Origin of the sequence: Flavobacterium sp. I-STPP5a (genome assembly GCF_009764685.1) — a bacterium.
Classification (GTDB): Bacteria; Bacteroidota; Bacteroidia; order Flavobacteriales; family Flavobacteriaceae; genus Flavobacterium.
In genome coordinates, this window is sequence record NZ_VHLM01000072.1 from 1 (window position 1) to 26,194 (window position 26,194).

The 26,194-nt window shown below is 33.7% G+C and carries 22 protein-coding genes; 9 read left to right on the plus strand and 13 right to left on the minus strand.

Features of this window, described 5'->3' with window-relative positions; translation table 11 throughout:
- Positions 1–39 precede the first annotated feature (39 nt).
- Positions 40–474 (plus strand): helix-turn-helix domain-containing protein, encoded by a 435-nt coding sequence (locus FJV36_RS16380; protein WP_158728780.1) that lies wholly within the window; start codon positions 40–42, stop codon positions 472–474.
- The gene (locus tag FJV36_RS13215) at positions 474–1,340 is read left to right on the plus strand and encodes an IS3 family transposase (RefSeq protein WP_199250875.1); all 867 of its coding nucleotides are present in this window, start codon (positions 474–476) and stop codon (positions 1,338–1,340) included. The genes FJV36_RS16380 and FJV36_RS13215 overlap by 1 nt, the downstream gene beginning before the upstream one ends.
- 64 nt (positions 1,341–1,404) lie before the next feature.
- On the opposite strand, the gene FJV36_RS13220 is transcribed toward FJV36_RS13215, so the two are convergent.
- Positions 1,405–2,994 carry a peptide chain release factor 3 gene (locus tag FJV36_RS13220; RefSeq protein WP_158728715.1) on the minus strand — a complete coding sequence of 530 codons (1,590 nt, stop codon included), beginning with the start codon at positions 2,992–2,994 and terminating at the stop codon, positions 1,405–1,407.
- A 323-nt stretch (positions 2,995–3,317) separates the two neighbouring features.
- Between FJV36_RS13220 and FJV36_RS13225 the strand changes: the two genes are divergently transcribed.
- The 5 genes from FJV36_RS13225 to FJV36_RS13245 all read left to right on the plus strand — a co-directional run bounded on the left by FJV36_RS13225 (position 3,318) and on the right by FJV36_RS13245 (position 13,171).
- On the plus strand, positions 3,318–4,727 hold the full coding sequence (locus FJV36_RS13225) for a peptidylprolyl isomerase (RefSeq protein WP_370514385.1): 1,410 nt from the start codon (positions 3,318–3,320) through the stop codon (positions 4,725–4,727).
- 105 nt (positions 4,728–4,832) lie between these two features.
- Positions 4,833–5,786 (plus strand): MoxR family ATPase, encoded by a 954-nt coding sequence (locus tag FJV36_RS13230; RefSeq protein WP_158728661.1) that lies wholly within the window; start codon positions 4,833–4,835, stop codon positions 5,784–5,786.
- Between the two features lie 324 nt (positions 5,787–6,110).
- Complete coding sequence (locus FJV36_RS13235; RefSeq protein WP_158728662.1) at positions 6,111–8,882, plus strand: bifunctional aconitate hydratase 2/2-methylisocitrate dehydratase; 2,772 nt, start codon at positions 6,111–6,113, stop codon at positions 8,880–8,882.
- A 121-nt stretch (positions 8,883–9,003) separates the two neighbouring features.
- Complete coding sequence (locus tag FJV36_RS13240) at positions 9,004–11,271, plus strand: aconitate hydratase (RefSeq protein WP_158728663.1); 2,268 nt, start codon at positions 9,004–9,006, stop codon at positions 11,269–11,271.
- Positions 11,272–11,713: 442 nt separating this feature from the next.
- Positions 11,714–13,171: a peptidoglycan endopeptidase gene (locus FJV36_RS13245; protein ID WP_158728664.1), complete on the plus strand. Its 1,458-nt coding sequence runs from the start codon at positions 11,714–11,716 to the stop codon at positions 13,169–13,171.
- Between the two features lie 73 nt (positions 13,172–13,244).
- Here the strand turns inward: FJV36_RS13245 and FJV36_RS13250 are convergent, their stop codons facing one another.
- Entirely contained in the window at positions 13,245–14,306 is a 1,062-nt protein-coding gene (locus tag FJV36_RS13250) for a glycosyltransferase family 9 protein (RefSeq protein WP_158728665.1), read from the minus strand.
- 310 nt (positions 14,307–14,616) lie between these two features.
- On the opposite strand from FJV36_RS13250, the gene FJV36_RS13255 reads away from it, so the two are divergent.
- Complete coding sequence (locus FJV36_RS13255) at positions 14,617–14,844, plus strand: CDGSH iron-sulfur domain-containing protein (RefSeq protein ID WP_158728666.1); 228 nt, start codon at positions 14,617–14,619, stop codon at positions 14,842–14,844.
- A 93-nt stretch (positions 14,845–14,937) separates the two neighbouring features.
- Here the strand turns inward: FJV36_RS13255 and FJV36_RS13260 are convergent, their stop codons facing one another.
- From FJV36_RS13260 to FJV36_RS13310, 11 genes are all read right to left on the minus strand, one after another.
- Positions 14,938–15,798, minus strand: coding sequence for an NAD(P)-dependent oxidoreductase (locus tag FJV36_RS13260; protein WP_158728667.1), 861 nt, complete (start codon positions 15,796–15,798; stop codon positions 14,938–14,940).
- Positions 15,799–15,947: 149 nt separating this feature from the next.
- On the minus strand, positions 15,948–16,271 hold the full coding sequence (locus FJV36_RS13265; RefSeq protein ID WP_158728668.1) for a hypothetical protein: 324 nt from the start codon (positions 16,269–16,271) through the stop codon (positions 15,948–15,950).
- 61 nt (positions 16,272–16,332) lie between these two features.
- The gene (locus tag FJV36_RS13270) at positions 16,333–16,902 is read right to left on the minus strand and encodes a hypothetical protein (RefSeq protein WP_140344677.1); all 570 of its coding nucleotides are present in this window, start codon (positions 16,900–16,902) and stop codon (positions 16,333–16,335) included.
- A 193-nt stretch (positions 16,903–17,095) separates the two neighbouring features.
- Positions 17,096–17,812: a DUF3667 domain-containing protein gene (locus tag FJV36_RS13275; protein WP_158728669.1), complete on the minus strand. Its 717-nt coding sequence runs from the start codon at positions 17,810–17,812 to the stop codon at positions 17,096–17,098.
- 184 nt (positions 17,813–17,996) lie between these two features.
- Positions 17,997–18,689 (minus strand): DUF1003 domain-containing protein, encoded by a 693-nt coding sequence (locus FJV36_RS13280; RefSeq protein WP_158728670.1) that lies wholly within the window; start codon positions 18,687–18,689, stop codon positions 17,997–17,999.
- A gap of 336 nt (positions 18,690–19,025) precedes the next feature.
- Complete coding sequence (locus FJV36_RS13285) at positions 19,026–19,748, minus strand: hypothetical protein (protein WP_158728671.1); 723 nt, start codon at positions 19,746–19,748, stop codon at positions 19,026–19,028.
- Between the two features lie 121 nt (positions 19,749–19,869).
- Positions 19,870–20,346 carry a hypothetical protein gene (locus FJV36_RS13290; RefSeq protein ID WP_158728672.1) on the minus strand — a complete coding sequence of 159 codons (477 nt, stop codon included), beginning with the start codon at positions 20,344–20,346 and terminating at the stop codon, positions 19,870–19,872.
- A 180-nt stretch (positions 20,347–20,526) separates the two neighbouring features.
- The gene (locus tag FJV36_RS13295; protein WP_255470409.1) at positions 20,527–21,033 is read right to left on the minus strand and encodes a GNAT family N-acetyltransferase; all 507 of its coding nucleotides are present in this window, start codon (positions 21,031–21,033) and stop codon (positions 20,527–20,529) included.
- Positions 21,034–21,300: 267 nt separating this feature from the next.
- On the minus strand, positions 21,301–22,698 hold the full coding sequence (locus FJV36_RS13300; RefSeq protein WP_158728674.1) for a serine hydrolase: 1,398 nt from the start codon (positions 22,696–22,698) through the stop codon (positions 21,301–21,303).
- A gap of 234 nt (positions 22,699–22,932) precedes the next feature.
- The gene (locus tag FJV36_RS16385; protein WP_199250880.1) at positions 22,933–23,337 is read right to left on the minus strand and encodes an SHOCT domain-containing protein; all 405 of its coding nucleotides are present in this window, start codon (positions 23,335–23,337) and stop codon (positions 22,933–22,935) included.
- A gap of 196 nt (positions 23,338–23,533) precedes the next feature.
- Positions 23,534–24,031, minus strand: coding sequence for a hypothetical protein (locus FJV36_RS13310; protein ID WP_158728675.1), 498 nt, complete (start codon positions 24,029–24,031; stop codon positions 23,534–23,536).
- A gap of 421 nt (positions 24,032–24,452) precedes the next feature.
- Between FJV36_RS13310 and FJV36_RS13315 the strand changes: the two genes are divergently transcribed.
- Positions 24,453–25,859 (plus strand): APC family permease, encoded by a 1,407-nt coding sequence (locus FJV36_RS13315; protein WP_158728676.1) that lies wholly within the window; start codon positions 24,453–24,455, stop codon positions 25,857–25,859.
- Positions 25,860–26,194 lie beyond the last annotated feature (335 nt).

Sequence of the window (26,194 nt, forward strand, 5' to 3'; positions counted from 1 at the left end):
TGTCCCGTCCTAAAATAGCGATACACAAAAAGTATCCTTATGGAAAATCCTCAAGAATCACGCTACTTAAAGCGTACCCAAAAAGACTACACGATGTCTTTTAAATTACAGATTGTACAAGACATAGAGCAGGGAAAGATGTCTATTTCGCAAGTCAAAAAAGTTTACGGTATTCAGTCACGCTCGACAATTGTGCAATGGCTCCGGAAATTTGGTAACTTTGATTGGGATAATCAAACACCATCAAATATGCCAAAATCACCTGAACAAAGAATAATGGAACTTGAAGCACAAGTTATGTTGTTAGAAAAGCAGAAAGCATTGCTAGAGAGAGAAGCTTATGTATCGGATAAGAAAGCTATCATCTTTGATAAAATGATTGATATTGCAGAAAAAGAATATCAAATTGACATCAGAAAAAACTCATCACCCGAACAATCGACCAATTCAAACAAGAGCAACAAGAGACAGTAATGTTTACCTGTACTTTGTTCGGGATAGACAGACAGGTTTATTATCGAAAAATAAAAAGAAGAGAAGCAAGACAATCCAAGGCTTCTAAGATAGTTGCTATGGTTATAACAATCAGGCAGACGATGCCTAGGATTGGAGCAAAAAAACTCTATTTTCTTTTAAATAACGAATTAAAGCAACTAAAAGTCGGAAGAGATAAATTTATCAGTATCCTAAGAGCTAATCATTTATTGATTGTTCCAAAGCGTTCGTATCATATTACAACCAACTCGCATCATCGCTTTAGAAAACATCAAAATCAGATTCTGGAACTAGAAATAAAACGTCCGGAACAAGTTTGGGTTTCAGACATAACCTATATTGGAAAAAGAGAAAATCCGTGTTACTTAAGTTTGGTAACTGATGCTTATTCTAAAAAAATAATGGGGTTTAATGTAGCTGATAATATGAATACAGAAAGTAGCTTAATAGCATTGGAAAACGCAATAAAACTAAGAAAGGACAAGAATTTATCATTAATACATCATTCCGACAGAGGAGTGCAATATTGTGCAAATGATTATCAAAAACTACTCAAGAAAAGCCTTATAAAGTGTAGCATGACACAAAACTCAGATCCTTATGAAAATGCAGTAGCAGAAAGAATAAATGGTATTTTAAAACAAGAATTTGATATTGATAAATTCAACAAAGACCTTCCAATTATGAAGTTGTTGGTTAAAGATGCTATTGAAATCTATAATCAAAAAAGACCTCATTACTCCAATTATATGCTAACACCAAATCAAATGCATCAGCAAAGTAAAATTAAGATGAGAACCTATAAAAGAAAAAACACTTGCAAGAACGATCCAGCAAGTGTTTAATTAATTATTTTTGTTTAATAATCTGTATCGATTATTTAGGACTAGTCATTGATTTAGATGATAATTATTCAAATTCAGAAGTGAAAAATAATTTGACATTGGGATATTTACTTTGTGTCATTTGAATTGTAAAATCAGAGTCTGCTAGAAAAACTAATTGACCGTATTTATCATGTGCCAAGAATTTTTGTTTGATTCTTCTAAACTCTTTAAACTCGTCACTTTTTAGATCATTTGGCTTTACCCAGCAAGCTTTGTGAACAGGGAAGTTTTCATATGTACATTTGGCTCCATATTCATGTTCCAAACGGTATTGAATAACCTCATATTGTAATGCACCCACTGTTCCAATGATTTTTCGGTTGTTCATTTCTAGTGTAAACAATTGCGCTACTCCTTCATCCATTAGCTGATCAACCCCTTTCTCCAGCTGTTTAGCTTTCATGGGATCAGCGTTGTTAATATATCTAAAATGTTCTGGTGAAAAACTTGGGATTCCTTTAAAGCTCATTAATTCCCCTTCGGTAAGTGTATCACCAATTTTAAAATTTCCTGTATCATGAAGGCCTACAATATCTCCCGGATAAGATATATCTACAATTTCTTTTTTCTCTGCAAAAAATGCGTTTGGACTTGAAAATTTTAAATTTTTCTTTTGGCGAACGTGATAATAGGGTTTGTTTCTTTCAAAAGTACCCGACACGATTTTAATAAAAGCGAGTCTGTCTCTGTGTTTAGGATCCATATTGGCATGGATTTTAAATACAAAACCAGACATTTTTTGTTCTTCTGGATCCACTAGCCTTGTTTCGGAATCTTTAGGTCTTGGCGAAGGCGCAATTTCTACAAAGCAGTCAAGCAATTCTCTAACACCAAAATTATTTAATGCTGAACCAAAGAAAACGGGTTGTAGTTTTCCGTCTAAATAATCTTGTCTGTCAAATTTTGGATATACTTCGTCAATTAACTCTAATTCTTCTCTAAGTTTATCGGCTGGTTTTTGACCAATTATTTTTTCAAGCTCAGGACTTTGTACATCTGAGAAAGCAATTGTTTCTTCTATGTTTTTACGACTATCACCACTGAATAAATTGATATTTTGTTCCCAAAGATTATAAATTCCTTGAAAGTCATATCCCATCCCAATAGGGAAACTCAAAGGTGTTACAGTAAGTCCGAGTTTTTGTTCAACTTCATCCATTAAGTCGAATGCATCTTTTCCTTCTCTATCTAATTTATTGATAAATACAATAATTGGAATTTTACGCATTCTACAAACTGCTACTAATTTTTCAGTTTGTTCCTCCACACCTTTAGCCACGTCAATTACTACAATTACACTGTCAACTGCTGTTAAAGTTCTAAAAGTGTCTTCGGCAAAATCCTTGTGTCCAGGTGTATCAAGGATGTTTATTTTCTTGTCTTGATAATTAAATGCAAGTACAGATGTTGACACAGAAATTCCTCTCTGGCGTTCAATTTCCATAAAGTCACTCGTAGCACCTTTCTTTATTTTATTATTTTTCACGGCACCTGCTTCTTGAATTGCTCCTCCAAAAAGAAGTAATTTTTCAGTCAATGTCGTTTTTCCAGCATCAGGATGTGAGATAATCCCGAAAGTTCTTCTGCGTTGTATTTCTTCTAAAAAGCCCATATGTATATCAATAGTTTGCAAAAGTACTATTTATATACGCTATTTGAAAATTTGATCTCTTTAAAAGGTATTTTCGTATTTTGTAAACGCTATAATTTTTTGTTAATAGTAGCAGGTATACTTGTATAATGTAATTGAATTGTTATTTTTGTTCGTTTTTAAAATTTTAAGATAACTGCTTTTGTTTTAACATAGTAAATATGTCAATCATAGAATCTTATATTTAGAAGGCGAACACCTGAAAAGGTTTCGTTTCGAAAATCTTAATTTTAATAACCGTTTCATTAAAAGTAAATTAAATAATGCCAATAAATTCAATACCAATGAAGTCCAATAATAATAGAATTACACTTACTGTTTTGTTTTTAATGTTTATGAGTGTAGTTGTGAACGCACAAGAAATTATTAAGGATTCTGTAATAGCTCCCGTGAAAAAAGTAAAGTCAACTGGTAAGCAGAAAGTTGATGGTGTTGTAGCAACCGTTGGGGATTATATCATCTTAGATTCGGATATAGACAAAACGTATTTAGAAATTCAAGCTGGTGGAGGTAATACATCAGATTACGATCGTTGTCAAATGCTAGGAAAACTGCTAGAAGATAAGTTGTATGCGCATCAAGCAGTTCAAGATAGTATTATAGTTACTGATACAGAGGTAAAAGGAATGATGGAAGAACGATTAAACTACATGATAGACAAAATAGGGTCTATGGAAAAAGTAGTTCAATATTATAAGAAAGATTCTGAAGAAGAATTTAGAACTTATTTTGCGGATATCTTAAAGGAAGGAAAGCTAACATCAGAAATGCAAAAAAAGATTATTGATGCTGTAGAAATTACCCCTGAAGAGGTTCGGAATTATTTCAAACAAATACCAGCGGCTGATTTGCCATTTTTTGGTGTAGAACTTGAAGTAGCGCAAATTGTGGTTAAGCCAAAAGTTTCTGCAGAAGACAAACAAAAAGTTATTGATAAACTTAACGGGTTTAAAAAGGAAGTACAAGAAGGTGCTAGTTTTTCAACAAAGGCAGTTTTGTACACGCAAGATCCAGGCTCTAGGTCGAATGGTGGTTACTATAAAATGAATCGTAAAACTCCTTTTGTAAAAGAGTTTAAAGAAGTTGCTTTTAGTTTAGCCGAAGGAGAAATCTCTGCTCCTTTTGAAACAGAATTTGGATATCACATTATTCTTGTCGAAAAGATTAAAGGTCAAGAAGTAGAGTTGCGTCATATATTGTTAGCACCAACAGTAACAGATGCATCTTTGGCTGAGGCTAAAGAAAAAATTCAATTAATAAAAAAGAGAATTGAAAACAAGGATATTACTTTTGCTGAGGCTGCCAGAACTTTATCTGAGGAAAAAGAAACTCGAGCAAATGGTGGTGCTTTACTTAACCCACAAACACAAGATACCCGTTTTGAGTTGACTAAAATGGATCCTACTTTTTACAGCCAAGTTTCTAATTTGAAAGAAAATGAAGTTTCTGCTCCTATCTTAGATCAAAGTGAAGAAGGTAAAAAGAGCTTTAAAATTATTACGGTAACCAATAGAATTGATGAACACACGGCAGATTACGCAAAGGATTACATCAAAATTAAGGATTTAGCGTTAAAACAAAAACGAATTACTGAAATAGGAAAATGGTTTGACGAAAAAATCAAAGAGACCTATATTAAGATTCAGGGGGAATATAGAGATTGTAAATTCACAAATAATTGGTTAAAAAAATAGACTTATTTTTAGGGTTTAAAACTTAAAAAATTTCTGTAAATAAATAAAAAGAGTTAGTTTTATGCTTGCATAAACTAGCTCTTTTTTAATTTAAAAAATATATACATGTCAGATGTTGCAGCAATACATAATTTGGTTCAAAAACGAAATGAACTAAAAAAAGAAATCGCAAAAATTATTGTAGGACAAGATGCTGTTGTCGATCAAATATTACTTTGTATTTTTTCGGGTGGACATGCTTTATTATTGGGCGTTCCTGGATTAGCAAAAACGCTTATGGTAAACACTTTGGCGCAGGCCTTAGGGCTTGATTTTAAGAGAATTCAGTTTACTCCAGATTTAATGCCATCAGATATTTTAGGAAGTGAAATTTTAGATGAAAGCAGGCAGTTTAAGTTTATAAAAGGACCTATTTTTTCGAATATAGTTCTAGCAGATGAGATCAATAGAACACCTCCCAAAACTCAAGCGGCTTTGCTTGAGGCTATGCAAGAAAGATCTGTTACAATTGCAGGAAATAATTATAAATTGAATTTGCCTTATTTTGTTTTGGCAACTCAAAACCCAATTGAGCAAGAAGGAACCTATCCTTTACCCGAAGCGCAACTGGATCGTTTTATGTTTGCTATAAAACTTGAGTATCCAAGTTTTGAAGAGGAAGTACAAGTGGTAAAGCAAACTACATCTAATGAGAAAGTAGTTGTAAATGCACTTTTTACTGCACAAGAGATTATTGGTTTTCAAGAATTGATTCGAAGAATTCCAGTTGCGGACAATGTTATAGAATATGCGGTGCGCTTGGTGAGTAAAACGCGTCCAGATAATTCCTTGTCAAATGAATATGTGAAAAATTATTTAGATTGGGGAGCAGGACCTAGAGCCTCTCAAAATTTGATTTTGGCTGCCAAAGCCAATGCCGCTTTTAATGGAAAATTTTCTCCAGACATAGAAGATGTTCAAGCCGTGGCAACCGGAATTTTGAGACACCGAATCATTAAAAATTATAAAGCAGATGCAGAGGGAATAACTGAAGAAATGATCATTGAAAAGCTATTATAACGTTATAGTTGGCTTATTTAGAAAGGTTCTTTGTTGTAAAAGCAGCAAAGAACCTTTTTTTATTTGGTTGTCAATTTAAGGATTACTAAAAATGGCTTTTTAAAATACTAAATAAATAATATTCTTTTCGATTTTTGAATTATCTGCATGAAAATTAAATTTTTATGTGGTTTTAGCATTAATAATTTTTAAAAATGGGACTTCTATTAAATTTTTTTAAATCTCAGCTTTAATTCTTAAATTTGCTTAACAAAATAACATTTAATTCTTATGTCTCTTTTGCATTGATTTTTTAGTACAATGAGACATTAATATATCACACTTATGAGTACTTATAACGATTACATTAATGAGATTGAAGATCGTAAAGGTCAAGGTCTTCACCCAAAGCCAATTGATTCAGCAGAATTGCTAATCGAAATCGTAGCACAAATTAAAGATACAAATAACTCAAATAGAGTAGATTCTCTACAGTTTTTTATCTACAATACCTTACCAGGAACTACAAGTGCTGCTGCTGAAAAAGCAAAATTTTTAAAAGAAATTATTCTTGGTGAAGAAGTGGTAAATGAAATTACTCCTGCTTTTGCTTTTGAATTATTGTCGCACATGAAAGGTGGTCCTTCAATAGAAGTATTACTTGACTTAGCTTTAGGAAGTGATATTGCTATTGCAAATGAAGCTGCAGCTGTTCTTAAAACACAAGTGTATCTGTATGATGCCGATATGGATCGTTTAAAGAGTGCTTTTGAAAATGGAAATGAAGTAGTTAGAGGTGTTTTAGAAAGTTATGCTCAAGCAGAATTTTTCACAAAACTTCCAGAAGTAGCTGAAGAAATTAAAGTAGTAACGTTTATAGCAGGTGAAGGAGATATTTCTACGGATTTATTGTCGCCCGGAAACCAAGCACACTCTCGTTCAGATCGTGAATTGCATGGTAAATGTATGATTACCCCTCAAGCACAAGACGAAATCAAAGCCTTGCAAGCACAACATCCAGACAAATCTGTAATGTTAATTGCTGAAAGAGGTACAATGGGTGTAGGTTCGTCTCGTATGTCGGGTGTAAATAACGTAGCGCTTTGGACAGGAAAACAAGCAAGTCCATACGTGCCATTCGTAAACTTTATGCCAATCGTTGCGGGAACAAACGGAATTTCTCCAATTTTCCTAACAACTGTAGACGTAACTGGTGGTATCGGTTTAGACTTGAAAAACTGGGTAAAAAAGACAGACGCTAATGGAGAAGTAGTTCGTAATGAAAGTGGTGATCCAGTTTTAGAAGAAACCTATTCTGTAGCAACAGGAACTGTTCTTACCATCAATACAAAAGCAAAAAAATTATATAACGGAGACCAAGAATTAATTGACATTTCTAAAGCTTTCACGCCTCAGAAAATGGAATTCATCAAAGCTGGTGGTTCTTATGCGATTGTTTTCGGTAAAAAACTTCAAACATTTGCTGCAAAAACTTTAGGAATTGAAGCGCCTCTAGTTTATGCGCCATCAAAAGAAGTCTCAATAGAAGGACAAGGTCTTACTGCTGTGGAGAAAATCTTCAACAGAAATGCTGTAGGAACCATTTCTAAAAAAGCGTTACACGCGGGATCCGATGTTCGTGTTGAAGTAAACATCGTTGGTTCTCAAGATACAACGGGATTAATGACTGCTCAAGAATTAGAGTCTATGGCAGCAACAGTAATTTCGCCAATAGTTGACGGTGCGTACCAATCTGGTTGTCATACGGCTTCTGTTTGGGATAAAAAAGCGCAAGCTAATATTCCAAAATTAATGAAATTCATGAACGATTTTGGTTTGATTACTGCACGTGATCCAAAAGGTCAATACCATGCCATGACTGACGTAATTCATAAGGTTCTTAACGATATTGTAATTGACGATTGGGCTATCATTATTGGTGGTGATTCACATACTCGTATGTCAAAAGGAGTAGCATTTGGTGCTGATTCTGGAACAGTTGCTTTAGCTCTTGCAACCGGAGAAGCTTCTATGCCGATACCTGAATCTGTAAAGGTAACTTTCAAAGGTCAAATGGCTAGTTACATGGATTTCCGTGATGTAGTTCACGCTACTCAGGCGCAAATGTTACAAAAATTTGGAGGAGAAAATGTTTTCCAAGGACGAATTATTGAAGTGCATTTAGGAACGCTTACTGCCGATCAAGCGTTTACATTTACAGATTGGACTGCTGAAATGAAAGCCAAAGCTTCGATTTGTATTTCAGAAGATGATACATTAATTGAATCTTTAGAAATTGCGAAAGGGAGAATCCAGATCATGATTGATAAAGGAATGGACAACAAAACGCAAGTTCTTCAAGGATTAATCAACAAAGCAAACAAGAGAATTGCTGAAATTAAATCAGGTGATAAACCAGCTTTAACTCCAGATGCCAATGCAAAATATTATGCTGAGGTAGAAATTGATTTGGATGTGATTAACGAACCAATGATTGCTGATCCAGATGTAAACAACAAAGACGTTTCTAAAAGATATACTCACGATACCATTCGTCCGCTTTCTTTCTACGGAGGGGATAAAAAAGTAGATTTAGGATTCATCGGTTCTTGTATGGTGCATAAAGGTGATATGAAAATATTAGCACAAATGCTTAAAAACGTGGAAGCACAAAATGGTAAAGTAGAATTTAAAGCGCCATTAGTAGTAGCACCACCAACCTATAACATCGTAGACGAATTAAAAGCAGAAGGGGATTGGGAAGTTTTACAAAAGTATTCTGGTTTCGAGTTTGATGATAGCGCTCCAAAAGGCGCTGCACGTACTGAATACGAAAACATGTTGTATTTAGAGCGCCCAGGTTGTAATCTATGTATGGGTAACCAAGAAAAAGCTTCAAAAGGTGATACGGTTATGGCAACATCTACTCGTTTGTTCCAAGGTAGAGTAGTAGAAGATACAGCTGAGAAAAAAGGGGAGTCACTACTTTCTTCTACGCCAGTAGTTGTATTGTCAACAATATTAGGAAGAACTCCAACCATTGAAGAATATAAAATTGCAGTTCAAGGAATCAATTTAACCAAATTTGCACCTTCAAATAAGCAATCAGTATTTTAAGGAGATACGTTAATATTTCTATAAAAAGCTCGGGTTTAGGTACTCGAGCTTTTTTTTGTGTAATAGCTGACCTAATTTTTTGTAAATTGTAGTATTGTTCAACAATACTTAAATAGAAATTATGGTCTTTGATATAGAAATGATAAAAAGAGTGTACAGCAACATGGCAGATCGTGTTGATGAAGCAAGAAAAGTTGTAGGTAGACCACTCACATTAAGCGAGAAAATTTTGTACAATCACCTTTGGGAAGGCAAGCCTAACCAAGCTTTTACTCGTGGGGTTAATTATGTAGATTTTGCACCAGATAGAGTTGCTTGTCAAGATGCTACAGCTCAAATGGCCTTATTGCAGTTTATGCATGCGGGTAAAAAAACGGTAGCTGTACCCACAACAGTTCATTGTGATCACTTGATTTTGGCAAAAAACGGAGCCCAATCTGATTTGGCTGTAGCCAATACACAGTCTAAAGAAGTTTTTGATTTCCTTTCTTCGGTTTCTGATAAATATGGAATCGGGTTTTGGAAACCAGGATCAGGAATTATTCATCAAATTGTATTAGAAAATTATGCTTTCCCCGGAGGTTTAATGATTGGGACTGATTCACATACCGTTAATGCTGGTGGTTTAGGAATGCTTGCTATTGGTGTTGGTGGTGCTGATGCTGTTGACGTAATGTCTGGAATGTCTTGGGAATTAAAATTCCCTAAATTGATTGGAGTTAAATTAACAGGTAAATTATCTGGATGGACAGCACCTAAAGATGTTATTTTGAAAGTAGCCGATATACTAACGGTAAAAGGAGGCACAGGAGCCATTGTTGAATATTTTGGAGAAGGAGCAACTTCAATGTCATGTACTGGTAAAGGAACTATTTGCAACATGGGTGCTGAGATTGGAGCAACCACGTCTACATTTGGTTATGATGAATCCATGCGTAGGTATTTAGCAGCAACGGGCAGACAAGATGTGGTAGATGCAGCAGACCATGTAGCAGCATATTTAACCGCAGATCCTGAGGTTTATGCAGATCCTGAAACTTATTTCGACCAAGTAATTGAAATCAATCTTTCTGAACTAGAGCCACATATTAACGGACCTTTTACCCCAGATAGAGGAACACCAGTTTCTCAAATGAAAGCAGAAGCGGCTGCAAACGGTTGGCCAATTAAAGTAGAATGGGGTTTGATAGGGTCTTGTACCAACTCCTCTTATGAGGATATGGCACGAGCTGCATCAATTGTAAACCAAGCGGTAGCAAATGGTATTACTCCAAAAGCTGAATTCGGAATCAATCCAGGATCGGAACAAATTAGATATACCATTGAAAGAGATGGAATTATTGCCACTTTTGAAAAAATGGGAACCAAAGTATTTACCAATGCTTGCGGACCATGCATTGGGCAATGGGATAGAGCAGGAGCAGATAAAGAAGAAAAAAATACCATTGTGCATTCGTTCAATCGAAACTTTTCGAAAAGAGCCGATGGAAATCCTAACACCCATGCATTTGTAACTTCCCCAGAAATGGTTGCGGCTCTTGCTATTTCGGGACGTTTGGATTTTAATCCGATTACAGATACCTTGATAAATGATAAAGGGGAAGAGGTGAAATTAACGGCTCCTTATGGTGATGAATTGCCTCAAAAAGGTTTTGCAGTAGAAGACAATGGATTTCAAGTGCCAGCTGAGGATGGTTCTGGAGTTCAAATTTTAGTTAGTGAAACGTCTGATAGGCTGCAACTTTTAGCTCCATTTGAAGCCTGGAATCGAAAAAATATTACAGGAGCAAAGTTATTGATAAAAGCATTTGGCAAGTGTACCACAGATCACATATCTATGGCTGGTCCTTGGTTGCGTTTTAGAGGCCATTTAGATAATATTTCTAACAATATGTTGATTGGTGCTGTTAATGTATTTAATCAAAAAACGAACGCTGTAAAAAATCAATTAACAGGTGAATATGACGCTGTTCCTGCGGTGGCCAGGGCTTACAAAGCTGCTGGAATTCCGTCAATAGTAGTGGGAGATCACAATTATGGCGAAGGATCATCAAGAGAGCATGCCGCTATGGAACCTCGATTTTTAGGGGTGAAAGCCGTTCTTGTTAAATCGTTTGCTCGCATACATGAAACGAATTTAAAAAAACAAGGTATGCTAGCTTTGACTTTTGCAAATGAAAATGATTATGATAAAATTCAAGAAAACGATACCATTAATTTTCTAGACTTAGTATCATTTGCGCCAGCAAAACCACTCACACTGGAGTTTGTTCACTCAGATGGTAGTACTGATCGAATTCTTGCAAATCATACTTATAATGAAAGTCAAATAGGTTGGTTTGAGGCAGGATCAGCTTTAAATTTAATTGCTGCGGCTAGCAATTTATAAACAGACTTTACATCTTTAAAACTCTCAAAGCTATTTTGAGAGTTTTTTTGTGATATACATTACTTTAGTTGACTGATGAAGTAAGAATAGTCATAAATACTAGCAACGCTAGTTCGTTTAATTTTTCTAAAGAATTCGTTAAAATGGATTTTTTCAACGTTAAAGTTCGAAAAAAGGATGTGTTTTTTGATTAAATCATTTAAATTAGCTTTTTTGAAATAATTAAATAAAAATTTAATTCATTTTCAGGATTTTTTGAATTTAATGCAATACTATTCCAATCGCTAATGTTTAGATTGGAAAAACTCTTTCAGACAAAGAGATTAAGGTAATTGCATTTTTATATAGTTTAGAAGTGAAAATTTTTTTAATCATTTCTTAATCAATTAACTAAGAACCAAATCACGCTCTATTTTTTTAAAAGAGCAGCAAACAAATAAATATGAATTTACGATTACTAACAGCTTTATTTTTTCTAAATAGTGTTGCTATTTTCTCGCAAGAGCGAGTTATAAAACACACTATTGTAAAAGGAGAAACCGTATCAAGTATTGCTGATAAATATCAAGTGAAGCAAAGAGAAATTATAAAGTTAAACCCAAGTGCCAAAAAATTATTAAAACTGAATGCAGTTTTAGTAATACCTCAAAACGCAAAGAGTAAAAATAGATCCAAAAGTAATTTGATATTAAGTCAAAATACAAAGGAGCATGAAGTACAAGCCAAAGAAACGTTGTACGGAATTGCAAAACAATATGGAATTGGATTTAAATTACTTAAGGCATTAAATCCCACGGTAGGAGAATCTGAACTACCAATAGGTCAAAAAATCAATGTCCCTGAAAATGCATTTTTATCTAGTAAGACGGAATCGGATGTTGCAAATCAGACCGAAAATGGGAATAGAGAAAATCAAAATGTGGTAAAAAGTACTTTTACAAGAGCGGTTTTACCAAAAGAAACGAAGTATTCTATCACACGAAAATACGGGATTACAATCAAAGAATTTGACAAAGTAAATCCTGGAATAGGAGTAAAAGCATTACGAGCAGGTCAAATGATAACTATTCCGGGTAACGAGGTGGTATCACAAAGTCAATCTACTCCTCTTGAAGAAAATCGTACTGCAACAGTTGTAGCAAGTTCCAAAAATGAAAATTTGGAAACAATATCAAATACAAGTAGCGTAGTAGAAAAAGCTATAGATAATTCAGCTAGTCTTACTCAGCCTAAAGCTCCTGCAGCAACATTAAATTCCCAATCTATAATAAGAGAGGTTTTGCCTAAGGAAACTAAGTATGCGATAGCAAAACAATATGGTATTACTGTTAAAGAATTAGAGAAACAAAATCCTGAAATTAAAAAAGGCCTTCCTGTAGGGCATAAACTTTCTATTCTTTCGCCTACTCTTTCAAGTTTGGAGTCTAACCAAGCGGCAGAGATAAAAATAAGCGATGCGGCCATAGAGAGTAAAAAAATTGACTTTAATACCTCCGTTAAACCATCATTTAATTACGATTTTCTAGATCAGTTGATTTATAGAGCCTCAGAGAATATAGGGACTCGATACCGAAGTGGAGGTACAAGTAAAGAGGGCTTTGATTGTTCTGGATTGATGTGTTCTACTTTTGGTTCTTTTGACATAAAACTACCCCGAACTTCTAGAGAGCAATCTGCGGTGGGCACTAAGATTAGTACAGATGAAGCCCAAAAAGGAGACTTAATTTTTTTCAAAACCAATGGTAGAGGGCGAATTAATCACGTGGGAATGGTTGTTGAGGTTTGTGAGGGAGAAATAAAATTTATCCATTCATCAACAAGTAACGGAGTAATTATATCTTCAACCAAGGAAAAGTATTACGAAAAAAACTTTTCCCAAATTAATAGAGTTGTACAATAAGTGCAATATAAGTTGTAGCAAAAAAGCCTCTTTTTTATTAAGAAAAGAGGCTTTTTTTATGGAAATGAAACTTTTATTTAGAATCAATAACTGAAAGAACCGTTTTAATATTTGTTATCCATTCTTTAACTGTACCTATGTTTGTATTGATTCCTATGCTGTTGTTGTGATAAGGCTTGTAAATAGCAATGTTTGGTCGTGAAAACAAACCTACTGTAGGAGTTAAACCGGCGCTTGCTAAATGCATAATTCCACTATCAGCTCCTATAAAAAGTTTTGTATTTGCAACTACAGCAGCTATTTCTCTAACATCTTTGCTGTAAAATGAAGTTGCCTTAAAATTGATTTGTGACACATTTTCAACGGGTAAAATTTCTAAGATATTATAATTAGAAAATTCTAATTTTAGACCCGCATAAAATTCCTCCCACCACGTTGTAGAGTAACATTTGTCAGCTGTAGCGTAAGTAAAAATACAAATGGTTTCTTTGTCATTTGGTACTAGAGCATCAACAGCGCTCTTACCTTGTAGTAATTCCGCTGCTGTCAGTTTGATGTCTAATGGAGGCAAAGTTGCATGATTATCGGGAAAACCTAATTTAGTTAGAAAACTTCGGAATTCATAAATAGGAAACTTTGCAATATGATCGTAATCAAGGTGTTTCATTCGGAGTGTTTCGTCTTCTTCTCCAAAAAATTTGTATTTCGCATTTGCAAATTGTGCTGATAACCTACCAGAAGAGGAGTTTTTATCCACATTTATTACAATATCATATTTTTCACTTTTGATTTTTACCCATACTTTAAAATAAGCAATAAGATCTTTAAAAGGTTTTTTAGGTAATTCTATAATGTTATTGATGTTGTCATAGTTTTGAAAAACAATTGGCGCCAAGCCACCTTTTACAAACAAATCTATTTTACAATCTGGAAAAGTGTTGGTGACATCCTGAACAAGCGGAGTAATTAGTAGTAAGTTACCAAGCCTGTGATTAGGTCTAGAAATTAAGACTTTTGTAATTGTTATTTTTTGAGAAGGATCTATGGTGTAGTTGTTAGCGGAGTTGCCAATATTTTTTGTAAGCCCACGAGTTACAGCTCGGCGCAGCACATTGATTTTTGTTAGAAGACTCATGTAGTAAATGAAATGTTATATTATTCTATTTTGGACAAATGTACAATTTACTTGTTTACATTGTTTTTTTGAGTAAAAAAGTATTATTTAGAACTGGTTCGAAAATTGAAGGGGCTTTACAGAATGTGAGTTTTGTATTGTTTCTCTCTGGTTGAAATTCATTTTTGTTGCTAAATAAATACACTTTTCATGAAGTACAACAAAATAGAATTAATGTAAATAACCCTATTCAATAATAAAATACTACTCTATCTTGAACAGTTTCTAAAATATTTTGCAATCTTTGATTTCTAAAAAAAAATACAGCAATATGAGCAAGACTAAATTAACAATCAATAAAAATGGTTCTATAAAAATAGAAGGTGACTTTGAAATTACAGACTGTGAAGGAAAAACATACGGATTAGAAGGAAGAACGGCTTTGGGGCTTTGCCGTTGTGGTTTATCTGCCAACAAACCTTTTTGTGATGGTGCACACCGTAACGGTTTTGAGCATGAGCCTGCTGCATTTGACTTGCCACCAATGAAAACAAAGTAATAGCGTTTTCTGATTCGATTAAACAAGAAAAGCTACATCGTAATGAGTGTAGCTTTTCTTGTTTTTGTGAGTATTTAATAGAATTATAAAACCCTATTTACTTTTCAAACTACTAATAATCGCCATTACGTCTTGATTACCCAATCCTTCTTTTTCGGCTGCAGCGTAACTATCATACAAAGGATGAATGAGTGGTGAATCTAATCCCGCTGCTTTGGCCAAGCCTAAATCTTTAACCAAGTGTTTTAAGGCAAATGCCGCTGGATACGAATCGCTTAAAATAGAAGGTGTTTTGATATTTGTGATGCCGTTACCACAAGCACCTTGATTGATAATGATAAGCATGTCTTCTTTGCTCACGCCGTTTTTCTCGGCAAATAACACCGTTTCGGCTATTCCTTGAAGATTTAATCCTAATAGGTAATTGATGGCTAATTTAGCTGAACTTGCCACGCCGGGTTCGCCTACATGAATGGCAATTTTACCTAAAACATCGAATATCGGTTTTACTTTTTCGAAATTTTCTGGAGTAGCACCCACCAAAATTACAAGTGTGCCATCTTGTGCTGGTTTTACACTTCCCGAAACGGGTGCATCTATAAATGCTACCTTATGTTGGTTGCAAATGGTATTTAAATAGCGAGAGGTTTCAGGAGAAACGGTGCTCATATTGATAATAGTTTTTCCTGAATCAACTTGCGATAATAAACCGGTTGTACCTTCAAAAACTTCTTTTACTGCTACGTCATTAGATAACATGGTCAAAACTACATCGCAAGTTTCCATTAAATCTTGTAAGCTGTTTGCTGATTTTGCTCCTGCAGCTAGTAAAGGTGCTTCTTTTTCTTTGGTTCTATTAAAAACGGATACTTCAAAACCCGCTTTAACTAGGTTAAGCACCATTGGGTTACCCATGTTGCCCAGACCGACCCATCCTAATTGTATTTTTTTCATAATGTTCTAGTTCAAAAAATGATTTGTTTTCTTTTTGGTTTTAAATGCATACTTGCAAAAGGAAAACAACACTAAAGTACGGTTTAATTTTGGTAAATAAACCATCTTGCCGATAGCACATTTGGGACTGAGGAGTTTTGATTTTAAATTTATAAATAACTCATAAGTCTCGCCAACAAAAAACCGATTCCAACTCCAATTACAGACCAAAGAATCCTCTGTTTGATATTAATTTTAGCGGATTGTTCTTCAAGCAATAGATCATTTTCTATCAATTGCATTTTCATTTTTCCTGGTACGTATCTGACTTTTAAAACTAGATTCCGGCCTTGAAGTTTTATGGGATGATTTTCACCTGAGAAAGAAAACTTACTTGAAACTTTTTTTCCGTTTAAAAGCACTTTTTCAACTCCAAGAATAGAGTTCCAAAATTCTATTGTGTTGTTTTCAATAGTAAATTCAGCGTGTTTCATCGTATAATAAATGAGAATTGTTATGCAATTTGGCGTTATGATTTTAGTTTTTACGAATGAATTACAAAGTAGCTTTACGCCAATTGTACAATAACAATCGTCTTCTATCATCAATATCATTCACTCTTACCTCAGTAATATCCTCTATTTTAAAAAGTGAAGTTCCTAGATCTTCTCCGTTTTTTGCTACACAATTCAGAATAAAATCTTCATTAGAAAGGTCTTTAACAAAACCAGAGAAAAATTCATTTCCGTTGATTTCAAAACTCGCCATTTGATCCTGAGCATTATGCAATTGTAAAACAGCACTAAACTGCCAGTTTTCGGATTGATTCAAGTGAATAGCAAAGTTGGATGGCTTGTCAATAATGTCCGAATACTCAATAAGGCACTCCATAACCTTAATGTAATCATCATTGAAGTCTACATTTTTTATGTTTTGCAATCTGATAAAAATAATTCCATCGGGTTTTCCAAAACGGGTGTAATGCCTAAACCCTATATATTCTTCGTTAATTTCAGTTATGTATCCTACAAGAGAGCCTTTGTCTGAGTTGTATTGCCAAATGGAAATTATTTCTTTGTTTTCCTTAGATTTTTGTAATATCGACTGTAAAATACTAGTACTCATTTGGGGCGATTTCTTTTTTGGTTGAAATAAATTTTTTAAAAATAGAATCATGATGGTTGGCTTGGTTAATCTATTTTATAAAATGGGTCTGAACCGATTCTCTCTTTAAAACCGATTTTGATTATGTTTTGTAAATATGATACTATTTTATTTGCTAGAACTAATTGTAGTTCTTTAAAAGAATGTATTGTTATTAGCTTTTGTTAACCAAATCAATTAAAGTTCCTATTAGAACAAGTATAATCCCAAAAGATATCATACCTAATAAGTAAGCACACAATGCCTTGATATAGCTCATAACTTTGCCTTTATTAAAAAAATGTCCAATTGCCCAAGAACTATACAGTATACCTACGGCACCTGCAAATGTCATAATTTTGAAATGTGTTACACCTTCAATGATTACAATAATCGAAAATATCAGCATTACCATCCCTATAACAAAACATAGCATTATCAAGATTTCATAGAAGTTATAGTTGGACTTTTTAAAAAATATTTTCAACCACATTGCTATTAATACTCCCATCAATATGTTTGCATATCCATAATGTCCTTGTAACCATTTTACAATTATGCTTATTGTATCATTTTGTAAGCCTTTATATTTAATAAATCCATCACCAAGGTTGAAAAAGTTATTTAGAATGGTGTAAATTAGAGAAGTGACAATTATAAATATAACTGGTTTCACAAGTCGGGTTCTATTTTGTGTGAAATAATCTCGGATGTTTTTTCCAGGATTAATTAATAACTCTTTAATGGTAAATAAAATGCCCCGTTCAAAATGTAAAACGTGTTCTATTTCATGAATTATGTAGTGTCCGTTAATTCTTTTTAATTCAGCTGGCTGTCCGCACTCTGGACAATACTTTGAGGTTAATTCTTGATTACAATTGTTACAATTCATGTTTATAGATTCTTAATTATTTTGCCTATAGGTTAATAGCTATACCTTTTGGTTTAAAGGGTAAGTGAATTTAATCGTAAATATAATTGATTTTAACTACAAAATAAGAACAAGTATCATTATGAATATGTTTTGTTTTTAGGTACTAGCTGATTATTTGAAATTTATGCTGTGGTATTTAATTTTATTTCTTTTTGAGTTCTTTCATTAAATCTTCTAGATAGTCTGTTTGAATTTCTTGAATTTCAAGTAGTTTTTTGTTTTGATGGGCTAACAAATGGTCAATTTTTTCACTCAAAAGTTTTATTTCAAGTTCGGCTTTTAAATTGATTTTATAATCATGTTCGCTTCTCTGTCTGTCTTTTTGTTCCTGTCGGTTTTGGCTCATCATAATAATAGGCGCTTGGATAGCTGCTAAGCAAGAAAGAATCAGGTTAAGCAATATAAAGGGAAATGGGTCAAATGGTTTTGTGGTTAAAAACCAAATATTAATAATCATCCAAATTAAGATGAAAGAAAAGAAAGTAATGATGAACATCCAACTACCACCAAATGCAGCAACATTATCAGCAAGTTTTTGTCCAAAAGTGAGTTCAGCCTCCATTTCATCTTGAATATTCTCAGAAAGAATGGAGTTGTTTTTTATGGCCTCCATTACATCTTGATCAATGGCAGCAATTTCTCCTTTTTCTAGAATGATTAAGGAGGTTAAATAAAGGCGTCTGTATTGATTTAATTCGTCAATAGAAATATAATCGTCTTGTTTTAAGTCGGAAAAGTTTGATTTGATTAAATTGAAAATTCCTTCTCTTATATCCCAACATTTTACCTCTTCACCCTTTTGAATTTCTTTTTTACTGATGTGGCTTGTTTTCATTTGGGTTTTATATTATTTGATACTATTTAATTTTCTTCTTTTAGCTAAAGAATTAATTTCAAAAGCACTTTTCAAGACTTATTATTATCATAGCCAATATGCTTTAAAAACGCTGTATGTATACGTAAATATAGTTGTTCTAAATTACAAAACCGTAATGTATTCTAATTTTAAAGTTTACTTTTGAATCTAATAAAAAATAGAACAGTAAGCCTTACAAGCGCGCTTTCTATTTTATAAAGCACGCTTTGTCATTGCTATATTGATGTTCTTATTGATAAAATCATAGATTTTTTTTAACAAAAACTTTTACAGAAGCTTACATTTTTATCAGTGCTATCTCTTTTTCAAGACTCCTATTTCTGACACAAATAACATCGGACCTTCGCTTTGTTTTACCGTAAAATTGTATTCGTTATGCATGCTCAAGACTAAGCCGTACTGTTCGTTCATTTGTCTGAATACGTAAAAAGAAAGTATTTTTTGTTCTTTATCATAGTTCCAACTTCCAACTTCTGTGGTCATATAATCTTTTGTCTGTTTCGAGAGATAGCCATTGTATCGTTTTAAATCATTACCCAATCTAATGGTGCGAAAATTATCAGCAGTAGTTAGCGTATAAGACCCTACAAACTGCTCTAATTGTTCCATTCTAGCATCGTAGTAAACACCGGCTTCACAATTTAGATTTAACACTAAATCAGTGTTAAGGGCTATGTTTTTTAAATTTTCAAACTCAGAAGCATTTACAATTTCTAATACCTTGATGCGCTGTGCGCAACTGTTTGGATTAGTTGTTTCTTGCGTTATGTCTGTTGCAAAGACCAAAACGGGACTGTTTAATTTCTTGATTTCGGCAATGGCTATTTTAAAACGGAACGCTCTATCCTTCCCAAACGTTATAAATTTTTTAGGATCAAATTGCTTTCCCTCTTCGGTCCAATAAATTTTACCTGTTTCTGGTAAGCCGTAAGATTCGACTTTTCCAAATAACTCTAAGTTTTGGGAAAAGCCCATTGATGAAACAATAAGTAGTAAAAGGACAACTATTTTTTTCATTTTTTTTGGGATTTAGTCGGTATTATATAATGTTGCTTTTTCAGGTACTTGCGGTACAAACCTACATATTTTTTTAAAAGTACGTGTCGAGCTCCATCTAATCGAGGGAACTTCTTTATTTTTACAACACCCTATTCTCCATCTCAGCTTTTCGATCTAAATTACTACCGATTAACTGCCCAACAGCGATTCCAAAGACCATACCTACTGGTAAACCTATTGCAATTTTCCCTAAAGCAACACCAATAGCTACTCCCATTGACATTCCTAATACCATGCCTTGACTGGTATAACTTTTTTTGAATTTACCTTTTGGGATATAATTGTAGTTTTCTTTTACAAAGGTTTGTAAATTAGTAATGTCATTCAAATTTTTTGTTTTGTACTGAATTTTTTGATTCGCTGTCTTAGGTTGGATACCATTAATAACCTCTTCTATTTTTGAGCAAAGTAATTCACTATCAGGAATATGATTGCCTTCAATTTTTGTCAATAAGTTTTTTAAATACTCAAAATTAACAGTAACCTTCTCTTGGGGAGTATAGTTTTCAGTTTTATCGTTTAAAATCTCTTGCATTTTTTGCGTCCAATTTGTCATAACTATTTTGGTTTGAAATTATCTGTTTTTAATTGATTGTAATGTTGCGGTAGTGAACACAAATACTATCTCAATATTTTAAAAATAAATCTAATGACCAACACAAACTAAAATTACATTGATCTTTTAACCTTTATCAGGAGCGAGTAGCCTAGATTTACGGTAGTTGATTTTTACTTTTTATCCAAGAATAAAAACATCCATTCCTAAATATTTAGTTTCGGATAAAATCTTCATCCCGTTCTTTATAGCTACGTTTATTGAAGCTGTGTTTTCTTTGTCTATTATTGAAACAAATTGATTTGAAATGTTATTTTCAAGCCCAAATTTTTTTAACTGTGTTGAGATTTCTGTAGCAAATCCTTTTCCCCAAAACTCTTGTTTTAAGGAATACGATATTTCCATTTCTGCTTTGCCATCAACTTCACGGGGTATAATCCCACTCACCCCAATAAACTCACCCGAATTTTTCTCAATAGCTGCAAGATGTCCAAGTCCTTGATTTTCGTAGCGCTCTAATTGTTTGGATATCCAGTCAGTTGCTAACGTACTAGGTGATTTTGACATGTCAATACCAACATACTTTAACATTTGGTTATCTACAAAAAAGCCAGTCCATTTTTCAACGTCTGACATTGTTAACTTTCTTAATATTACTCGTTCTGTTTCTTGGTTAAAATACTCCACTATAATTTATTTGTGTTATTTTGTTTGTTTATTATGCTACTCGTTTTCAATTACTGCTAATTTTCCGTAGCTAGACCGTGTTTGTGATTAAATGCTGCTCTCTTTTGTACTTTGTCTCAACCTGCGCAAGCTTCGCGCTCATGAACACAGTGGTTATCTCAATATTTTAAAAACAAATCTAATGACTGGCACCAACTGAAATCCTAGTAATGTATTAGCATTAATCACGAGCGGGACCATCACGCTAGCGGGGGTAGTAGAGGTTTCTTATTCAATTTTCATTGCCTCATTTTTTACACCTTGTTCAGGTTGAGTGACTATATATTTTGTTACTTTCTCATTTTCAAAAATAAACTCGTATCTAACTTCAGGACTAAACCCAATTATCCTAAATAGTGTTTTGTTAATAGGTTCTAACTCAAATTTCTCTTCTTCACTCATTGGAATATATAACTTTCCATTTTCATGTAAGATTTTCTTAATAGTTCCTTTTTCCGTTTTATAATCGCCACTTATCATTTTTAGATATTGTTCACTAAAAATTAACGGCTTAATATCATAAAGAATATCTCTGATTTGCTTTGATGGAATTTTTGTATTTTTAGTATCATTATTTTGCAATAAAATTATAGTTTTATCATTATTTACATGTCTTTCAATAAAAGAAATATAACCTGGCCAACTTCCACTATGATTGGCAATTTTCCCGAAAGTTTCGTTGTTATCTATCATCCAACCAAAACCATATTCTGTTTTTGTGCCATTATTTAGAGTTGCGTCAGTAAAAATTTCAGCTATCCCATTTTTAGATACTAACTGATTAGTATATAAATTTCTATCCCATTTTAATAAATCATTTATTGTTGAGTTGACTGTGCCATCTCCAACAATTCCGTCTAATGTGTAAACATATAAATCTAATCCTTTTATTTGGTCAGGAAGTTGGTTTGTTTTTAAACTATCAGAATAAACATATCCAAAAGCGTAATTTTTAATGTTTTGTGGTTTTAATCTTCTTGTATAAACAAATGTTTTGTTCATTTTTAAAGGTTTAAAAATTTCTGTTTTTAAAAATTCAGCAAATGATTTGCCACTGATTTTTTCGATAATAGATGCCAAAATTGCATATCCAGTATTACTATATTCCCAATTTTCATTAGGTTCAAATAATAAACTTGGTTTGTGTTTTTCAAAAACATCTAAAATATCTTTATTGGTAGCAATTTTAGTTTTGTTATCCCAAGTTTTGTCTATTAATAAACTATCTAAAATTTTCATATAGTCAGGTAAACCACTGGTGTGGTTTAATAAATTGCGAACTGTAATATTTTTGTAGAATGATAATTGAGGCAAAATATCTCCAATTTTATCTTCGTATTTTAATTTTCCTTTTTCTTTTAGAATTACAATTGCAAAAGCAGTAAATTGTTTGGAAACCGATGCCAATTCAAAAATTGAATTTTCATTTAATTTTTCTTTATTAGTTTCGTTCGCTAAACCAAAACTATTTTTATAAATTACTTTTCCTTTTTCTGCGATTAGTACATTTCCATTAAATTCTTTATTCGAACTTAATTTTTGAAATAAGCTGTCTATTTTCTGAGTTTTTTGAGCCAATAAATCATTAGCAATTAGCACTAGTAACATCAAGAATATTTTTTTCATTTTTCTTTAAATTAAAATTTTTCGTTTTTTTAGGTATTTTTTTTGCTAACTTATTTATACGTCAGATAAAATTAAACACAGCTTCAGCTATCGCGAGCGTCACGCTGGTGAACATAATTAATATTTCAATATTTAAAAAAAATTAATGAAAGGCATAAACTAAAATCATAGTAATGAGTTGACACCATCACGAGCGGCACGCTCGTGCTAGCAACGAGTTGTAAGCACTATAATTTAAGTTAGTATCCTTTTTTTTGCCGCAATAAATTCCTCATCAGTTAGTACGCCGTTCTGTTTAAGTTCGAAAAGACTTTCTAATTCAGTAATGGTTGCCGCTTTTGGACTATTTTCTTTGCCGTGTTTAAGGATGTTTATTTCAGCTTCTAGTTTCTTTTGTTTATTACTTTTTGTTAATAACATGATCAACCCGATTATGAAAATAATCAGTCCAAAAAATCCAGCAAAAATTGCACTAGCTTGAGAAGATTCTAAACTATATCGATAATCTTGATCAAGTTCTGTTCGGGCTTGAGATAATAGATTTTTCTTTTCATTATTAATATCTGTTAATGCGGCAGATGTTACTGTAATTATTATAAGTCCAACAAATTGTATGAGTGTACCAAAAAATTTCTTCATTGTGTTGTTTTTATTATGTTTTATAATTTGAGTAATTGGGTTAATTGATCTCCACACTTGACGTGAGCGTCACTCTCGTAAACATAAATATTATTTCAATATTAAAAAAAAATCTAATGACTGCTACAAACTAAAAACATGTTAATCTATTCACCCATCACGAGCGGGACGCTCGCGCTAGCGGGGATTCCAATACTCACCCATTTGAAGTTTCAATTATTTTTTTCTCCTTTTGAACAATTTGTATAGATTGTACTGAGTTATCAATTGGATTATAATTGAACGTAATTCTTATTTGTTCAAAATCATATGAATCCAGTTTTTTCCAACCAATGATAGGTATATTTTCGTCTACACTTCTCGTTGGCGTACCTGCTTTTTCTCTAATGCCTTCAAATTTATCCGAAAATGAGATGCCAAAAATAAAGTTGTCAAATAAATTAAAAGAGGAAGGATAAATATTAAAATGTGTAAATATTGGTCGTCCACCCATTATTGGTTTGTCATTGTCAGTTCCCCTTATCATTCGTTCATTTGTGAAGCCAATTTCTAGATTTGACTTCCTACACACTATGTATAACGTTTGATTGTCGTAGTTTGCAGGGGCAATTAGAATTTTGTCCAAAACGCTTTGTAACTCAGCGTTAGATTTGTAAAAACCAAAATATTTTGTCAGTTCGTCAATTGATTTCATTATTAAATTCTGTTGTCTTTATACATTGGTGCTAACTTGTAAATACGTCTAACAAAATCAAACACTGCTCCCTAAAATTAAATCGCTTGCTTTGATGTTAGCCACATTTATCTGTTTTCAAATATAAGAATAATTGTATTACAAAACGGTAAAGGCGTTTTATTAGTTGCAAGCTTTTCGTACTTAAAACTCTAATGAAATACTTCTCTTTTTCTGAGGTTGAACTTGAAACGGAGGATTTCGCATGAAGGATAGTAGCGGCATCCTTTATTTTCTTTCTTTAAGAAAATAAAGATAGAGCGCATAGCCTGACGCAGCTGTAGCCTTGCGGAAGCTGGGACATGCCCAAAATAAGCACATCTGAATTTAGATTTCTAAAAAAAGTATATCTTTAGCCCACAACTAACCAAAAAACCATTTTATGGAAGACCAAAAACCAGATAATTTTAAGAGAGAATTAGGACTACTTGACGGGACCATGCTTGTGGTGGGCTCTATGATAGGATCGGGGATATTTATTGTAAGCTCGGATATGGTGCGACAACTCGGCTCTGCCGGATGGCTGATTGCTATGTGGGTGCTTACGGGCGTGATTACCGTGATTGCTGCGGTGAGTTACGGCGAGTTGAGCGCGATGTTCCCTACGGCGGGTGGGCAGTATGTGTATATTAAGGAAGCTTACGGTAAACTCATTGGTTTTTTGTACGGATGGAGCTTTTTTGCGGTGATTCAAACCGGTACTATTGCGGCGGTGGGTGTGGCTTTTGCCAAATTTGCGGCTTACTTATATGCGCCTTTGAGTGATAAAAATATTTTGTGTGAAATAGGTGATTTTAAACTGAACGCAGCTCAAATTGTATCTATTGTGACGATTGTGTTGTTGAGTTATGTCAATAGTCGCGGGGTGAAGAATTCTAAGATTTTGCAAACGGTGCTTACGGTGATCAAAGTACTTTCGTTAGCGGGTTTGATTATTTTTGGTTTTATTGCTGTAGATAGTGCGGTGTGGGATGCGAATTGGGCCAACGCTTGGCAAGCTCAAAGTTTGAATGTGGAAACAGGTGAGTGGCTGCCTATTGGTGGTATTGCATTGATATCTGGTATTTCGGCGGCTTTTGTGGGATCGCAATTCTCGAGTGTGGCTTGGGAAGGCGTAACTTTTATTGCAGGCGAAATTAAAAACCCAAAACGCAATGTGGGTTTGAGTTTGTTTCTAGGAACATTATTGGTGAGTGTGATTTATATTGTGGCCAATGTGATGTACTTGGCTGTGGTGCCTTTGTTTGATATTGCTACGGCCGAATCAGATCGTGTGGCTGTGGTTGCTTCGCAAACTATTTTTGGGTCGGTAGGTACTTTGATTATTGCCGTGATGATTATGATTTCGACTTTTGCGTGTAACAATGGTTTGATTATGGCTGGTGCTCGCGTGTATTATACGATGGCGCAGGATGGTGTTTTCTTCAAAAAAGCGGCTTCGTTAAACAAAGCGAGTGTACCAGAATGGTCTATTTGGGCGCAATGTATCTGGGCTTCGGCCTTGTGTTTGACGGGTAAGTATGGTGATTTACTTGATTTTGTGGTGATTATTGTACTGGTGTTTTACATCTTGACTATACTAGGGATATTTATTTTACGTAAAAAAATGCCCAATGCAAAGCGTCCGTATAAGGCTTTTGGTTATCCGGTATTGCCTGCTTTGTATATCTTGATTTCTTCGGCGATATGCTTGGCGTTATTGTACACAAAACCAACTACCTGTGGTTGGGGTGTATTGATTATGCTTATTGGTATCCCGATTTACTATTTGACTAAGGCGAAGGAGTAGGTTTTTTAGTCTCAGTTTGCAGTTTGCAGTTTACAGTCTCAGTGTTCAGTCTCAATTTTCAGTTTACGGTGTTCAGTTTACGGTGTTCAGTTTTCAGTCTCGGAGTTTAGATTGAATATTTCAAAGTTGAAAATCTGCTAAATCTGCTAAATCTGCGTGCTAATTCAGCACATAACAAAGCAGTGGCTATTTATATTTAAAACTATTGACTAAAGCTAAAAGTCTTTGTGAAATCTGTGGTTCAGTCTCAGTTTTTAATCTCGGAGTTTAGATTAAGTATTTTATAGTTGAAAATCTGCTAAATCTGCGAGATCTGCGTGCCAATTCATTACATA